Annotated in this window: 14 protein-coding genes and 1 tRNA gene; 3 read left to right on the top strand and 12 right to left on the bottom strand. The window is 32.1% G+C overall.

Features of this window, described 5'->3' with window-relative positions; translation table 11 throughout:
• Positions 1 to 34 precede the first annotated feature (34 nt).
• Together Ollyesu_RS07710 and der are read right to left on the bottom strand one after the other, a co-directional pair.
• On the bottom strand, positions 35 to 2473 hold the full coding sequence (locus tag Ollyesu_RS07710) for a T9SS type B sorting domain-containing protein (protein ID WP_279300657.1): 2439 nt from the start codon (positions 2471 to 2473) through the stop codon (positions 35 to 37).
• A 108-nt stretch (positions 2474 to 2581) separates the two neighbouring features.
• A complete protein-coding gene (gene der / locus Ollyesu_RS07705) occupies positions 2582 to 3889 on the bottom strand; it encodes a ribosome biogenesis GTPase Der (RefSeq protein WP_279300656.1) in 1308 nt (435 codons plus the stop codon).
• 99 nt (positions 3890 to 3988) lie between these two features.
• On the opposite strand from der, the gene Ollyesu_RS07700 reads away from it, so the two are divergent.
• On the top strand, positions 3989 to 4486 hold the full coding sequence (locus Ollyesu_RS07700; RefSeq protein WP_279300655.1) for a GTP-binding protein: 498 nt from the start codon (positions 3989 to 3991) through the stop codon (positions 4484 to 4486).
• A gap of 2 nt (positions 4487 to 4488) precedes the next feature.
• Here the strand turns inward: Ollyesu_RS07700 and era are convergent, their stop codons facing one another.
• Positions 4489 to 5370 (bottom strand): GTPase Era, encoded by an 882-nt coding sequence (era, locus tag Ollyesu_RS07695; RefSeq protein WP_279300654.1) that lies wholly within the window; start codon positions 5368 to 5370, stop codon positions 4489 to 4491.
• A gap of 26 nt (positions 5371 to 5396) precedes the next feature.
• Positions 5397 to 5855 (bottom strand): RNA methyltransferase, encoded by a 459-nt coding sequence (locus tag Ollyesu_RS07690; RefSeq protein ID WP_279300653.1) that lies wholly within the window; start codon positions 5853 to 5855, stop codon positions 5397 to 5399.
• 96 nt (positions 5856 to 5951) lie between these two features.
• On the opposite strand from Ollyesu_RS07690, the gene Ollyesu_RS07685 reads away from it, so the two are divergent.
• Entirely contained in the window at positions 5952 to 6467 is a 516-nt protein-coding gene (locus tag Ollyesu_RS07685; RefSeq protein WP_279300652.1) for a hypothetical protein, read from the top strand.
• A gap of 37 nt (positions 6468 to 6504) precedes the next feature.
• Here the strand turns inward: Ollyesu_RS07685 and Ollyesu_RS07680 are convergent.
• The 4 genes from Ollyesu_RS07680 to Ollyesu_RS07665 all read right to left on the bottom strand — a co-directional run bounded on the left by Ollyesu_RS07680 (position 6505) and on the right by Ollyesu_RS07665 (position 9961).
• A tRNA-Met gene (locus tag Ollyesu_RS07680) sits at positions 6505 to 6577 on the bottom strand.
• A 118-nt stretch (positions 6578 to 6695) separates the two neighbouring features.
• A complete protein-coding gene (locus tag Ollyesu_RS07675) occupies positions 6696 to 6878 on the bottom strand; it encodes a CPXCG motif-containing cysteine-rich protein (protein ID WP_279300651.1) in 183 nt (60 codons plus the stop codon).
• Between the two features lie 72 nt (positions 6879 to 6950).
• Entirely contained in the window at positions 6951 to 7763 is an 813-nt protein-coding gene (locus Ollyesu_RS07670) for a Two component regulator three Y domain protein (RefSeq protein ID WP_279300650.1), read from the bottom strand.
• 290 nt (positions 7764 to 8053) lie between these two features.
• Positions 8054 to 9961: an ABC-F family ATP-binding cassette domain-containing protein gene (locus tag Ollyesu_RS07665; RefSeq protein WP_279300649.1), complete on the bottom strand. Its 1908-nt coding sequence runs from the start codon at positions 9959 to 9961 to the stop codon at positions 8054 to 8056.
• A 110-nt stretch (positions 9962 to 10071) separates the two neighbouring features.
• On the opposite strand from Ollyesu_RS07665, the gene Ollyesu_RS07660 reads away from it, so the two are divergent.
• Entirely contained in the window at positions 10072 to 10479 is a 408-nt protein-coding gene (locus Ollyesu_RS07660; protein ID WP_279300648.1) for a DUF983 domain-containing protein, read from the top strand.
• Here Ollyesu_RS07660 and Ollyesu_RS07655 read toward each other — a convergent pair.
• The 4 genes from Ollyesu_RS07655 to gldL all read right to left on the bottom strand — a co-directional run bounded on the left by Ollyesu_RS07655 (position 10476) and on the right by gldL (position 14820).
• The gene (locus Ollyesu_RS07655; RefSeq protein WP_279300647.1) at positions 10476 to 11516 is read right to left on the bottom strand and encodes an FAD-binding oxidoreductase; all 1041 of its coding nucleotides are present in this window, start codon (positions 11514 to 11516) and stop codon (positions 10476 to 10478) included. The two genes, Ollyesu_RS07660 and Ollyesu_RS07655, sit on opposite strands and share 4 nt — an antisense overlap.
• Before the next feature lie 150 nt (positions 11517 to 11666).
• Positions 11667 to 12566 (bottom strand): gliding motility protein GldN, encoded by a 900-nt coding sequence (gene gldN, locus Ollyesu_RS07650; protein ID WP_279300646.1) that lies wholly within the window; start codon positions 12564 to 12566, stop codon positions 11667 to 11669.
• A gap of 39 nt (positions 12567 to 12605) precedes the next feature.
• Positions 12606 to 14144, bottom strand: coding sequence for a gliding motility protein GldM (gene gldM, locus Ollyesu_RS07645; protein ID WP_279300645.1), 1539 nt, complete (start codon positions 14142 to 14144; stop codon positions 12606 to 12608).
• Positions 14145 to 14187: 43 nt separating this feature from the next.
• Positions 14188 to 14820, bottom strand: coding sequence for a gliding motility protein GldL (gene gldL / locus Ollyesu_RS07640; protein WP_279300644.1), 633 nt, complete (start codon positions 14818 to 14820; stop codon positions 14188 to 14190).
• Between the last annotated feature and the right edge of the window lie 47 nt (positions 14821 to 14867).

Below are 14867 nucleotides of genomic sequence, written 5' to 3'. Positions count from 1 at the left end.
CTAGTGGTCTTAAAAGAAACATAAAAAAGTAGTTTTAATTTGTTTTAAGAGTAAAATGACCCGTAAAGTATTTTCCTCTAGCAAGAAACGCAGTAAACCAATAATCTGAAGTAGGTAATTTGATACCATTGAATTTTCCATCCCAACTATCATTAGGATTATCCATGGTATAAAGTAACTTACCAAAACGATTATAAATATTAACCCTAAATGTTGCTTGAAAATTTGAGGGTATCCCTTTAATTTGCCAAGTATCGTTTATATTATCATCATTTGGTGTGAAAAATTTAGGATAACCTAAAACGTAAACTGTTATAGATATAGTACCACAATCGCTTTTGGTGTCTTTAATATATACTGTGTATTCTCCAGCCTCAATATTATTAAATACGTTAGATGCTTGATATGGTCCATTAAAATTTAATGCATATTCGTAAGTACCTTCTCCACTAACATTAATTGTTATAGAATTATTTTGAGATACATCGATAACATTAACTGAATCTATTGTAGCTACATTAGAATTTAATATTGTAAATACTTTTGTTTGAGAACAAAGTGTATTGTTATTTATAATATCAACAGTATAGGCTCCTTCTTGGTTTACCTGAATTGCTGAAGTAGTGTCACCTGTTGACCAAATAAAACTATAGTTAGGATCTGTAACCTGAGTTGATAAAGTAATTGTATTTGGAAATAGGTTAGTACAATAATAAACAACCTCGTTGTTTTCAATGGGCAGAATAGGATTAACAACCAAAAACACCTCTGCAATACCATAGCAACTGTTATCTTCAGAGACTCTGGTGTATATAGTTTGGTTATATGGGATGGTATTATCAAAAGTATTTGACAATGGATTTTGGCCTAACAAAGCATCATTGTAGGTAGAATAAAACGCTGTGGTTAAATTTGCTGGTAAACCTCCTAAAATCTGACTATCAGCATCAGATAAAACAAAGGTTGTAATACCATCAGCTATATCATCATCACAGGCTTGCAACGTAACATCATTGACTAAGCTAGTGTTAACCTCTAAAGTAATTTCTGCAACATCAGTACAACCAGTATCTGTGTTAATGACTTCAACAAAAATAATTTGTGGATTAGTTACATTGGCATAGTTATCACCATTTATAGGTTGAGTTAATCCAATATCAAAATAATAATTTATCTCTCTGTCATCGGTTTCAACACCAGCAAAGCTTTCAGAATATGTATTTAAATTAAATACGGTTATACCATCACTAATTAGGGTATCATCACATTGAGAAATTGTAATATCATTTACTTCAGGAGTAGCATCGACTGATGCAATTATAGGTATTCTAATTCCTGTAGAGGAGCAGCCATCAAATACAGGTGCAACCCAGAAGACTGTTAAACTTGATACTGTTGCACTGTAATTTAATCCTTCGTTTAGAACAGTCGTAGAGGTTTGACCTTCAAACCAAAACACAGTATCTGTATTAGCTGTTACTGATAGTTCTATTGGCTCGTTTGCACATCCATCTGTATTATTAACACTTAATATTCTTGGCATAATCATGGATGTACTTGTAGACAAATTAACCACAGGATCTCCTGGCATACCTCCAAATTCTACTAAATATCCTTGTGGTTGATATGGATTACCAGCTTCTAAAGAGCCTGTTACTGGCAAATCGTTCCAAGCTCCAGGAAAACCTATGCTAGGATCTGTAATATGAGCATAATCCTCATTACCTCCAAAATCATTAGGCTCTCCTATATTCCAAAAACTAAATTCACCATTTTGTGGTGCACCATTAAAATCTCCAATCCAAAACACAGTACCAGCTTCTGGTCCAGTTACCCATTTCCAAACACCTTCTGTTTCTTCATCGGTAGCTCCAATCCATCCAGTTCCTTGACTCTGTGTGCCTGCCAACTGTGATTCTTGAGGCGTAGTTAACGTTGCTAAATATCCTTGTAAACCAAAAAAAGTAGCTGTACTAGCATTGGCTTCTGCTTGTTCCCATGTAATACCCAAACTTTCTACATAAAAATAATAATGACCCGTTGTAGGTAAGTAATTGGCATTACCAATATTTATCGAAAAAAATTTATCCCCTAAAAATAATATCTGTGTAGTCTGAAAATTTACTGCTTCAATAGCAGCTTCATATTCTGCAAAAGTAGCGTTACCAGATAAGGTTAATTGGCCTAGGGATGAATCCCAAGAGCTAGAAATATTAGGGTGTACACCACTCAAAACCAATTCATCTTCAACAGAACTATATCCTTGCGAAATTTGTATAACTATGATATCTAAAGTTGTATCTCCTGGATCAGGATCTGTAATAGTAACACTATCCACAATCGGCACAGCTTCTCCTGGACAATATTGATTTAAACCCGTTGCAGTGATTGTAGGCGGATTGTCTTGGCTGTAACCACTAACACAATAGGCTAAAAACAAACAGAGAAAGAAAATGCTTTTAAAATTCATCATACACTTAACTAACGATAAATGTACCTATTTTTATTGCCATTTTGTGATAAAAAAATCTTAATAATCCAGAATTTTTAAAAAGTAAAATCCTTTTAATTTATGTAAAAATTATTTTTTTCGCATGTATACACTTACTGGTACACCTTTAAAATCATAAATTTCACGTAGTTTATTTTCTAGATAACGTTTGTAAGGATCACGTACATATTGTGGTAAATTACAGAAAAAAGCAAATTGCGGTTGCGGTGTTGGCAGTTGCATAATGTATTTAATTTTTACAAATTTACCTTTATAAGCAGGTGGTGGATAATTATCTATAATAGGAAGTAAGGTCTCGTTAAGTTCGCTTGTTTTAATACGCTTAGATCTATTTTTATAGACTTCCACAGCAGTTTCAATAGCTTTAAAAATACGTTGCTTAGTTAAAGCTGATATAAATACAATTGGTACATCTGTAAAAGGTTCTATTTGTTTGCGGATGTGTTTTTCAAATTCGTTAGTAGATTTATGATCTTTTTCTACCAAATCCCACTTATTTATCAAAATAACTATACCTTTTCTGTTGCGTTCTGCCAACCAAAAAATATTCTGTACTTGTCCATCAAACCCTCTATTAGCATCAACAACTAATAAACACACGTCACTATGCTCAATAGCTCTAACGCTTCGCATTACAGAATAAAATTCTAAATCTTCTTTTACTTTAGATTTTTTGCGGATTCCTGCTGTATCAACTAAATTAAATTCAAATCCAAACCTATTATATTTAGTATCTATAGCGTCTCTGGTTGTACCAGCAATATCTGTTACAATGTATCTATCTTCGCCTATTAGAGCATTAATAAATGAAGATTTTCCAGCATTTGGACGACCTACTACAGCAAAACGCGGTAGTACTTCTTCTTCTTCGTCCTCTTCTACTTCAGGTAATGCTTCAACCAAAGCATCTAGTAAGTCTCCAGTTCCACTTCCATTAATACTTGCAATAGTGTAATAGTCGCCTAAACCTAAGCTATAAAACTCTACAGCATCTTCAGCACGCTTACCATTATCTACTTTATTAACGACTAAAAATACTGGTTTTGTCACTTTACGAAGTAATCTAGCCACATCTTCATCCATTCCTGTTACTCCATCTTCAACATTTACCATAAATATAATGGCGTCTGCTTCATCAATAGCTAATTCTACTTGCTTATCGATTTCTGCTTCAAAGATATCATCACTTCCTCTTACATAACCACCAGTATCGATTAACGAAAATTCTTTTCCGTTCCAATCACTTTTTCCGTAATGCCTATCTCTAGTCACACCACTCACCGCATCTACTATGGCTTCACGACGTTGGATTAGTCTATTAAAAAAAGTGGATTTACCCACGTTTGGTCTTCCTACTATTGCTACTATATTACTCATATTTCAAAATTTTATCTGCATTACATATCCTGTAAGCGAGTGCAAAGGTAGTGTTTAGTTTGAGAAAAAGTAGTATTTTACATTCATTATGAGTTTATTATGAATGAGAATCTAAACGATATCGTACTACGTCCACGATTTAAAATTGAATTAGACAAAAGCCACACCTCTGTTTTAGAAGCTTTTGAACATAAAAAACACAATCAAAATCGATATATTGTCTCAAGAGTTGATGACCATGTGTTTATCAAGTTACCAAAAGCACAACAACAATTTTGGTCACCTCAATTACATTTAGAAATAAACGAAATAGACCAAAATAAAAGTCAACTTTATGGTTTGTTTGGTCCTAATCCAACCGTTTGGACTTTATTTATGTTTTTACACTTTGCGGTTGCTGGATTATTTATTGCGTTTTGTATTTGGGCTTACTCAAACTATGCATTAAAGGAGGACTACCAATTACAACTTTGGGGCATGGTATTGATGGTTATTATTTGGTTTGTGTTATACTTTTCTGGACGTGTAAGCAAATCTTCAAATCAAAAAGAAATGACCGATTTGTATACCTTTATGAGTGAAGTATTAGATGAATAACACTATTGGTTATAACCAAAACGTTTTAATTGTCGCTGGTTACTTCTCCAGTTTTTATTAACTTTTACATATAGCTCTAAATGAATTTGCTTGCCAAAGAATTTTTCTAAATCCTTCCTAGCTTCAACTCCAACACGTTTTAAAGCAGCACCTTTATGACCTATAATAATTCCTTTTTGGGTCTCGCGCTCTACCATAATTACAGAACGTACTCGGATGATGTTTTCTTCTTCAAAAAACTCCTCAGTATCAATCTCTACAGCATAAGGGATTTCCTTTTTATAATGCATCAATATTTTTTCACGAATGGTTTCATTTATAAAAAATCGTTCTGGCTTGTCCGTTAGTTGATCTTTAGGGTAGTAAGCTGGAGATTCAGGAAGTAGTTCAATAATTTTATCAAAGACTTCTTTTACATTGAAGCCTTCTAAAGCGGAAATTGCAATAATCTCTGCATTTGGCACTTTTTCAGCCCACAATTGTACTTGTTCTTCTAACTGTTCTTGATTGGATTTATCAATTTTATTTAGCAACAGTAAAACAGGTATTTTAGCGTTGGTTATTTTTTTAAAAAAGGCTTCGTCTTTTAATTCTTTTTCGCCAATCTCAACCATATAAATTAAAACGTCCGCATCGTCAAAAGCGGATTTTACAAAATCCATCATTGAGGCTTGTAATTGATACGCTGGTTTTATAATTCCAGGAGTATCACTTAAAATAACCTGAAAATCTTGACCATTAACTATACCTAAAATTCTGTGTCTAGTTGTTTGTGCTTTAGAAGTGATTATAGATAGCTTTTCACCTACAAATGCATTCATTAAAGTTGACTTTCCAACATTTGGGTTACCTATGATATTTACAAAACCTGCTTTATGTTTCATTTTAACTTATTTAATACAACACAAAGTTACGACCTTGGTTTGTTAATTCCTCTATCATACATCACAATACTTCCAGCTACAGACACATTTAAACTTAATTGAGACTTAAATTTAACCAAAAAATGTGATTTTTTGATTGCAGCTTTTGACAATCCATGATCTTCTGCACCTAATAAATATACACATCTTCTGGGATGATTAAACGTTTCTAACGGAATTGCTTGCTCTGTTAACTCGACACCAACTAATCGCGTTCCTTTTGGTAAATGGTTGTAAAAATCTTCAAAATTGTTATAATGATAGTATGGCATTGCTTTTACAGCATTATGGGTATCGCAAGCTTGTTTAGCATATCGATTACCTATGGTAAAAATAAAACTTGCACCTAAATTTTGAGCCGATCTCCACAATACGCCTAGGTTTTCTGGAGTTTTTCCATTTTGGATGCCTATTCCAAAAAATTCGTTATTAAAATTATCTAACATGCTGCAAAAATAAAATATCTGACAAAATGTAAGTCAAATTCCACATTGCATTTTTTTTGTTTATATACTTTCAGTGAAATTTAAAATTGTATAAAAATGAAAAAACTAATCTTATTTTCATTAGTAGCAATTTTAGCTACTAGTTGTAATGGTCAAGACACTGACAATCTTAAAGAGGATATTATAAAAACTGAAACGTCTATGGACACTATTAAACCCAAGGTAAGTTGGAAAGTTAATAAAGAAGTCGATGAAAACGGTAATGTGATTAGATATGACTCTATTTACAGTTGGTCTTCTAGCTCTAGTCATTTAAAACAATTTGATAGTATGGAAGTGGATAGTGTATTTAGCGCTATGCAATCTAGGATGAAACAACAATTTTCTAATTTTGGATTTTCTGAATTTTCTAACTTTAAAAATCAAGATTCTATAATGAATCTGTTTTTTTCTGACTCGTTTTTTTCAAATAAAATGACAACAGATTTTCCAGACTTAGAAAGTATTAGACAGCGTATGGAAGCTATGCAACAACAGTTTTTTAATCAGCAACGCGCTATAATTCCTAAAATTGAAGAAAAAGAAAATGATAGTGACAAAAAACGTATATAAGTAAAAAAGCTTCACAAAAAAGTGAAGCTTTTTTTAGTAGCGGGAACTGGACTCGAACCAGTGACCTTCGGGTTATGAGCCCGACGAGCTACCTACTGCTCTATCCCGCGATTTGTATTTTAAATGTTTTACTTAACTTTTAACTTTCGGTTCATAATGCCGACCAAAACATTTCGGACTGCAAATATACAATGCTTTTTAGATATTGCAAGCATAATTTTAAAATTTTTATTGTTCGATATTAATCGCATCAAAACCAATAAGTTCTGTGTCTTCAAATTGTGGTGTGATTTGTATTGGATTACAACACACTTCACAATCCTCTACATAGGTTTGTTTTGATATGCTAGGATCTAGTAACATAGAAATGGTTTCCCAACAGTAAGGACACTGAAAATAATGTTCGAACATATTTTACTTTTTACCAAAAATAAAAATAGCCAACCAAAGGTTGACTATTTTATATCTATTTTTAATAAAACTTTAGTTTTTGCTTGCCATTTCTTCGTCTTCTAAAAACAAAGTTACTTTTGTAGGTGCATCATCAACTACAGTAACATACTCGTTATTAAGTTGATTATCACTTACCATTAACAGTGTTAATTTAGATAATTGCGATAACTCAAATGGTAAAGAACCAGATAAGTTATTACTTGACAATACTAACTCTTCAAGATTAGTTAATTCTACTAAACTCTCAGGAATTTCACCATCTAATTGATTGTCTATAAGACTTAAAATCTGTAAGTTTTTTAATTTTTTTATTGAATAAGGTATGTTGCCTTCTAAAAAGTTACTACCTAATTCTAATTTTTTTAAGTTTTTTAAGTTTGAAATTTCTTCTGGAATTTTTCCTGTAAACTTATTGCTATGTAACGCTAAAAATTCTAGGTTACTTAAACTACCTATCCAATTTGGAATAGGTCCTTCTAATCTATTTAAAAATAATTGAAGCGAATATAGTTCCTGCAGCTTAGAGATAGACTCTGGTAAACTTCCATTTAATTTATTGAAACTTAAATTTAACACTTGTAAATTAGACAATTGTCCAATCTCTGCTGGTATTTGACCTTGTAAGTTGTTGAAAGATAAATTTAGACTTACAACTTTAGAATCTATGATGGTTACACCATGCCAAGTATCTATTGAGGCATCCAGATCCCAAGAGTTTGTCCATTGGGCTCCATTGGTTTGATTATATAATGCTATTAAAGCTTGTTTTTCTGAGTTTGAAACGTTAGCAAAAGAAAAACATGCTACAAGTAAAAAAGCAAAAGTTAATTTTAAGGTTTTCATAGGTTTATAGATTTGGGGTCTAATAGAATATAAAACTAACCTTAAACAAGATTAAAAACAAATTGATTCGATTAACTGCTTAAAAATTTAACATTTTGATGTTGAAAAGAGGTTTTTTACCGATTAAGTGTGTATTTTATTAAAAATCATTCTACAAGTATCGATATACTACACAACTGATTATCAGCGTTTAAAAATCTACATTTAGTAACTCGCCACTTAATTGAAGTACTTGCAGCTCTGCTAATTTTAATTTAGCTTGATGGTGTATTAGAAAAGTAAAAAACTAATTATGAAAATTGTTCTAGTTCCAGAGTAATAGTCTCCCAATTTTCCATTAGCTTTTCAAGCTTATCTTTTTTAGCTTGGTAATGATCAAAAAAGTTAGGTTTAGAAACTGTTTCGTCATAATTGGTTGCCAATTCTACATCAATCTCTTTGATTTCTTTTTCAAGTTGACTGATTTTTGACTCACAATTACTAAGTTTATTATTTAAAGATTTTAGCTTCTTTTGATCTTCATAAGATTGTTTAGGTGTTGTTTTTGCTTCAGCTTTAACCACTGTACGCTTTTCTACTTCTCTTAAATTTTGAACGTTGCGTTGTTCTAAATAAAAATCTATATCGCCTAAATATTCTTTGATGCTTCCGTCTTTAAATTCAAAAACGGTATTGGTTAACCCTTGTAAAAAATCTCTATCATGAGATACTAATATGAGTGTCCCTTCAAATCGCTGTAATGCTTCTTTCAAAACATTTTTTGATTTTATATCTAAGTGATTGGTTGGTTCATCCATAACCAATACATTAAACGGTTGTAACATTAGCTTTGCTAATGCCAAACGGTTACGCTCGCCACCTGACAAAACTCTAACGTATTTATCTACTTCTTCTCCCCTAAATAAAAAAGAGCCTAAAATGTCACGGACTTTGCTTCTGTTGGTTTCATTAGCAGCATCAATCATGGTGTCTAAAACGGTTTTGCTTCCGTCTAAATATTCGGCTTGATTTTGGGCAAAATAACCGATTTGTACGTTATGTCCTAGTTTTAATTTGCCTTCATGTTTTAATTCGCCTACAATAATTTTTGCTAGAGTTGATTTTCCTTGACCATTTTGTCCAACAAAAGCTGTTTTTATATCACGTTCCACCATTAAATTTACATCACTCAATACGTGGTTTTCCCCATAGCTTTTAGACACATTTTCAGCTTCTACAACTACTTTCCCTGGTATAATAGAAACTGGAAAGTTTAAGGTCATCACGCTATTATCATCTTCGTCCACCTCTATTCTATCAATCTTATCCAGTTTTTTTATTAAGGATTGTGCCATAGTAGCTTTACTGGCCTTAGCACGAAACTTTTCGATTAGCTTTTCTGTTTGCTCAATCTGTTTTTGCTGATTTTTTTGAGAGGCTAATTGTTGTGTTCTAATCTCCTCACGAAGTACTAAATACTTAGTATATGGTTTTGGATAATCATAAATGCGGCCTAAAGAAATTTCGATAGTTCGGTTAGTAACATTATCTAAAAACATTTTATCGTGTGATACAATTGCTACTGCACCAGGATAATTTTTTAAAAAACCTTCTAACCAAATTATTGACTCTATATCTAAGTGGTTAGTAGGCTCATCTAACAATAACACATCGTTGTTTTGAAGTAACAATTTGGCTAATTCAATACGCATGCGCCACCCACCAGAAAAGGTATCTGTTAGTTTATTAAAATCGTCACGCTTAAACCCTAATCCTTGTAAGATTTTTTCTGTTTCACCTTGGTAGTTATAACCACCTATAATTTCGTATTGATGCTGGATTTCGTTTAACTCTACCATCAAATCGTGATAGGCTTCGCTTTCGTAATCTGTTCGCTCTGCCAATTGAGAATTTATAGATTTTAACTTAGCTTCTAATGCTTTAATTTCGGTAAACGCTTCATATGACTCCTCTAATACTGTACGTCCAAAAGTAAAATCGATATCCTGTTTCAAAAAGCCAATCTTCAATTCTTTATCTGCTGCTATTTGACCTGAATCTGGTTCCATTTCTTTAGACAAAATCTTTAGCATGGTTGACTTTCCTGCACCATTTTTACCAATAAGTCCAACTCTATCTCCATTTCCTAATTTGAAAGTAATATCTTCAAATAGATATTCTCCTTGAAATGAAATTGATAAATTATGAATATTTAGCATGGATTTGTGACTTATGTTACTTACTATTGATCGAATAAAACTTAATTTTGTATTAGAAGTTTTTTAGCTTCAACATTGTTTTTTTCGAATTGCAAAAGTACACAATTATTATGTTTAAAAAAGGCTCTAAGTTATATGGTATTTTTACAGGAAAATGTCCTAAATGTCATGAGGAATCTATGTATACTCATCCAAATCCATATCATATAAATAAATTATTTAGCATGCATGACCGTTGTAGCAATTGTCATACTAAATATAAAATCGAACCTTCTTTTTTTTATGGTTCTATGTATGTAAGTTATGGTGTTGGAATTGCATTTGCAGTAGCAGCTTTTGTTGTAAGTTATTTGTTTTTAAAAACGACATTAAATACCGCTTTTATTACAATAATTGGAACTATGATTGTCTTTTACCCAATAATTATAAGGCTTTCCAGAAATATTTGGATTAATATTTTTATGAGTTATGATAAAACTATTGCTTCAAAAAACAAGCTTTCTGATACTAAACATTAATTAAATCTAGAACAATCAATCTCTGAGTCTAGAGGAGTATTATTTTCAATACAATTATAGAGTTGATTTGCTATATATGGAGCAATCATGACGCCTCTAGATCCCATTCCGTTTAAAACATATACATTATTATGGGTTTGATGCCTTCCTACCAATGGTTTTCTATCTTTAACAGTAGGTCTTACTCCTGCAACATGATTGACTACTTCAAAATCAAAATCTGTAAACGTCTTAAGCCTGTTTAAGAGCAGTTCTTTTGCTTCTTGTGTAGTTTTATTGGTTTTGTCGTTTTGTTCGTATGTAGCGCCTATACGATACATATTATCACCTAACGGAATGATAAATACACTGGATTTTAAAACGTAGTCTAAATTTAAATCTGGTGCATGGATGGTCAATAATTGTCCTTTAGAGCCTTGTAATGGTAATTGGTTAAAAAACGGATTTCTCTTTACTCCAAAACCTTCTGCAAAGATAATATGCTTAGCTCTTATATTTTTATACTGAATACCATTATCATCCATTATTAGTTTATCATAATCAAAACGATTGGTAATAAAAAGCTCATTTTTACTTAATGCTTGTCTGTATTTTTTAATCAACAACTTTGTATCTATACGTCCAGTTTGTAATACTTCGCCTAATTTAAATTCAGCTTTAATTTTTGGGTTATTATTTTCTGATAAGGTTGTATTTAAAAAAGGTTTTAATCCTGGTCTATCTGATCTTGAAAACCAATCGTTTTGTTCTTCAATAGATGCAAACCTACGTTTTACAGCAATCTTATAATCTAATTGAATCTTTAAGTCTTTTTCTAATTTTTGATAAACAGGCAATGCTAAATCTAACTGCTTCTCACTTTTCCAAACTGGTGTGAAGCGTTTTAAAGTCACAGGATTATATAAACCACCAGCAACAATAGAGGATTGTTGTGAATTATCGTCAAAAACAACAAATGATTTGTTATTAGATTTAAGCTTTTCAGCAAAAGAAATTCCTGCTAAACCGCAACCTACTATGATATAATCTACTTTCATAATGCGAAGATAATAAACACAAATAACCTTAAACTAATATTACCCTTACAATTAGTAAGGCTTGACATTACTAATTGTAAGGGTAATTAATACAAACAAAAAAACGCATACTTTTCAGTACGCGTTTTTGATATGTTTAATTAGTTGCTTTTAGTAAGACCACATGTCTAACTCGAAGTTCCTAATTTTTTCTTTAATTCTTTCAGACTCTAATAATTGCATTAAAGCATTTTCTGCTATATATTCTTCAACCTTACGGTCTCCAAATACATTTTCTTCTTTATAAATGATACCATTAAAACGTCTAGAGTTTAATAAGTGATCAAAAGAAAATGGCATAGCACTATTCTTAGAATTGAATGCTTTTGCTTCGTGCAATACATCTCTAGCATCAGGATAGAAAATCCAGAATAATGGAATTGGCTCTTTATTTGCTTCATCGTCAGAGTTAACATAGTTAACATCTGGAGCAGCAGGAGCTAATCCTAAAAGTCTGTATTTTAATTCGCCTTGGCGCTTATCAAAATACCATAATCCTTTAATAAGATATGCAGAAACATCATAAGAAGAAATAGTAGTTGTTGTAATATATTCCGGATCTACATAACCATCAGCATTTAACTGATCGTATCCAATATCCATAGTATCTACAGCAGTTCTAATTTGCTCTAACTCTTTTTTAGTACGTCGTCCTGTAAAATAAGAATCGTTGTACACGTTTTCTATTTTACCGTCGTCTATTGCTTTTGTTAGTACGTCAAATAGAGAACGTCTTTCGCTTCCAATATTATTAGTATCTACAGGATAATATAACGGGAAGTTAACACGCTCGTCTAAAACTACTTTTTCCCAAGTCATTTTAGCAAACATAATATCTCTATCATCAACGTAACCGTATTCTAGAGGTTTATCGTTATCTAATGCTTTTTGTTCTTCTGTTCTAACTCCAATCTCTTCTGGAGATTTTGCATTTAGAATATTAGATTGCGCATTGATTTGAGCGGTAAACGCTACACCAAATACGACTGCTAATAAAGATTTATAATTCATCTGAAAATTGTTTTTTTATTTATTTAATCAAATAGTTGATTAGTTAGCAACTTCTATTGAAATAGGACTTGCTGGCTTAATTCTTGGTCCACCTGAAGATTTTGATTTGATATCAAAAATCTGAACAGCATCACCACGTCTTGCTTTTCTTAAAGCAGCTTTAGCTTGACCGTTTAATTTATTACCTGAAACGTTAACTGTAGCTTGACCAGGAACTTTAAATTTAAATGACGTTACTGTTAATGGTAAATCAAAATCAAAATCATCAAATACTGCCTTAATTGTACCAATTTCAATATTATTACGTGGTAACGATCCTTCTGCTCTACCTGCTATTTGTCCGAAAGGTTTTGGAATATCCTTAATTCTAAATTTAGCATTATCTGACACTTTTGTACCATCAGGTAATGTACCTGTAACGTTAATTGTTACTTCTTTTCCTGTACCTGGAGTCATCACATATTTACCACCACCTTTTGGCGATAAACCATTAGCTGAAGCTTGTACTTTATTATCTGGCACACCTGCAAAAGAAATAGTCATTGGGTTTTGTACACCTCTATATACTACATTCATTTTATCTGCAGATATCGTTGCAGCATTTGGTTTTGGGATTACAGCATAAGAACTTTCAAAAGGTAATGTAATTATAGAATCTCCTTCTTTAAATTGAAACTCTCCTTTAATTTTTTGCTCTCCAACTCTTCCAGCAGGAAACTTTAATAATGTTTGACCAGCTTGCATTGCATCTTCTGGTAATTCTTGTCCATTAACAATTACTTTATCAGCACGTAATGTTTTATCGTTTTTACCTAAGATGATTTTTCCAGAAAACTGCTCTCCGTTAAAGAATGCTGTTTTATCTGCAACAACAATTGCTTCAAAGTTTGTTAAAGACGCTTCTACCTTTAGCTTACCAGCTAACATAGATGATAACATCTCTGCTTCAGTTGTTTTGATATCAGATTGTAATTGCGTCATCTTTGTTAAAGAAGCCACTAATGGAAACCCTTTGTAGTGATAATCTAACCACTCTAATTGTTTACCATCATTATTAGTAACTTTATCTGTAGCAAATTTCTTTTCTACATCAGCAACAATATCTTTAAGATCTGGATTATCAGCTAATACAGCTTTTACTCCGTTTCTATATTCAGCAATTTTAGCTAAAAATTCTTTTCCTTTAGGTGTTGTTTTATCACCATTAAAAAAGTATTGATCTAACCAGTCGGTACCATCCATTGTTTCATAGTTACTAGGATCCTTAACTGTAGCTGTCATTTTACCTTTTAGGTCTTCTAAGTAAGAACTTAAATCGTTACCTAAAGCAGTAATTTGATCTGCATCAGCTTTTAGTGGTGCGTATTTTGCTGGTTGCTCTTCTACCTTATCAGCTAAACCTTGCATAAATTGAGCATTACGCACATCTGCTGATTGGTTATTGTCAATTAACTTTGCATTCATTAATCCGAATGCAGATAGTACTTCTTTTGACATATTCATTGCTATCATCGCGATGAATACTAAGTACATCAAGTTAATCATTTTTTGTCTTGCGGACTGTTTTCCTCCTGCCATTTCTAATTAGTTTTTAAGTTATTAATAGATATACTAATACTAATTAGTTTTTGTTCATTGCAGATAACATTCCACCGTAAACTCCATTTAATGAAGATAAGTTAGATGCTAAAGATTGCATTTGCTCTTTTAATTTAGTAGCATTCTCCACAGCTTCTTCGTTGATTGAAGCTTGACGACTAGCGCTCTCCATTTGAACTTTATAAAGGCTATTTAAAGACTCCATTTGTGCAGCAGCTAATGACATTTCTTCACCATATTTTTTTGTTGCAGCCATAGAGTCTACAGTTGGTGCAATACCTTTAGCAGCACCTTCAAAGTTTTTAATGCTTTCACCTAAGCTTGACATTAATTCGCCATCAATTTTAGCTTCTTTTAATAAGTTATCTAATTTTTTAGATAATAATCCTTCAGCATCTTTAGGCTCTTCTTTTCCTTTTTTACCTAAAGATTGTCCTCCAGCTAATTCTGGATATACTAAAGACCAATCTAAATCTGATTGTTGTCTTTCAAAAGCTGAATATGTAAATACAAGTGCCTCTACAATCATACCAATGGTTAAGATTAAAGAACCGTAAGGCCAGTGCTGAATTTTGAATAAAGCTCCAATAATTACGATTGCTGCTCCTAATCCGTAGATCATATTAGTTACTGTGATTTTTCCTTTTTGTGCCATAATTTCTAAGTTTTAGTTGTTAAGTTTAATTACTTAAGTAGGTTATT

The sequence above is a fragment of the Olleya sp. YS genome (assembly GCF_029760915.1).
Lineage (GTDB): Bacteria > Bacteroidota > Bacteroidia > Flavobacteriales > Flavobacteriaceae > Olleya.
Note: the sequence above shows the minus strand (reverse complement) of the source record. Positions and strands in the feature narration are given on the sequence as shown.

What these genes read in the sequence shown, in the direction of transcription:
- gldN (WP_279300646.1), bottom strand. Translation starts at nt 12,566, where the DNA reads ATGAATTATAAATCTTTATTAGCAGTCGTATTTGGTGTAGCGTTTACC.
- era (WP_279300654.1), bottom strand. Translation starts at nt 5,370, where the DNA reads ATGAAACATAAAGCAGGTTTTGTAAATATCATAGGTAACCCAAATGTT.
- Ollyesu_RS07690 (WP_279300653.1), bottom strand. Translation starts at nt 5,855, where the DNA reads ATGTTAGATAATTTTAATAACGAATTTTTTGGAATAGGCATCCAAAAT.
- Ollyesu_RS07700 (WP_279300655.1), top strand. Translation starts at nt 3,989, where the DNA reads ATGAATGAGAATCTAAACGATATCGTACTACGTCCACGATTTAAAATT.
- gldM (WP_279300645.1), bottom strand. Translation starts at nt 14,144, where the DNA reads ATGGCAGGAGGAAAACAGTCCGCAAGACAAAAAATGATTAACTTGATG.
- Ollyesu_RS07660 (WP_279300648.1), top strand. Translation starts at nt 10,072, where the DNA reads ATGTTTAAAAAAGGCTCTAAGTTATATGGTATTTTTACAGGAAAATGT.
- Ollyesu_RS07710 (WP_279300657.1), bottom strand. Translation starts at nt 2,473, where the DNA reads ATGATGAATTTTAAAAGCATTTTCTTTCTCTGTTTGTTTTTAGCCTAT.
- Ollyesu_RS07670 (WP_279300650.1), bottom strand. Translation starts at nt 7,763, where the DNA reads ATGAAAACCTTAAAATTAACTTTTGCTTTTTTACTTGTAGCATGTTTT.
- Ollyesu_RS07655 (WP_279300647.1), bottom strand. Translation starts at nt 11,516, where the DNA reads ATGAAAGTAGATTATATCATAGTAGGTTGCGGTTTAGCAGGAATTTCT.
- der (WP_279300656.1), bottom strand. Translation starts at nt 3,889, where the DNA reads ATGAGTAATATAGTAGCAATAGTAGGAAGACCAAACGTGGGTAAATCC.
- Ollyesu_RS07675 (WP_279300651.1), bottom strand. Translation starts at nt 6,878, where the DNA reads ATGTTCGAACATTATTTTCAGTGTCCTTACTGTTGGGAAACCATTTCT.
- Ollyesu_RS07665 (WP_279300649.1), bottom strand. Translation starts at nt 9,961, where the DNA reads ATGCTAAATATTCATAATTTATCAATTTCATTTCAAGGAGAATATCTA.
- gldL (WP_279300644.1), bottom strand. Translation starts at nt 14,820, where the DNA reads ATGGCACAAAAAGGAAAAATCACAGTAACTAATATGATCTACGGATTA.
- Ollyesu_RS07685 (WP_279300652.1), top strand. Translation starts at nt 5,952, where the DNA reads ATGAAAAAACTAATCTTATTTTCATTAGTAGCAATTTTAGCTACTAGT.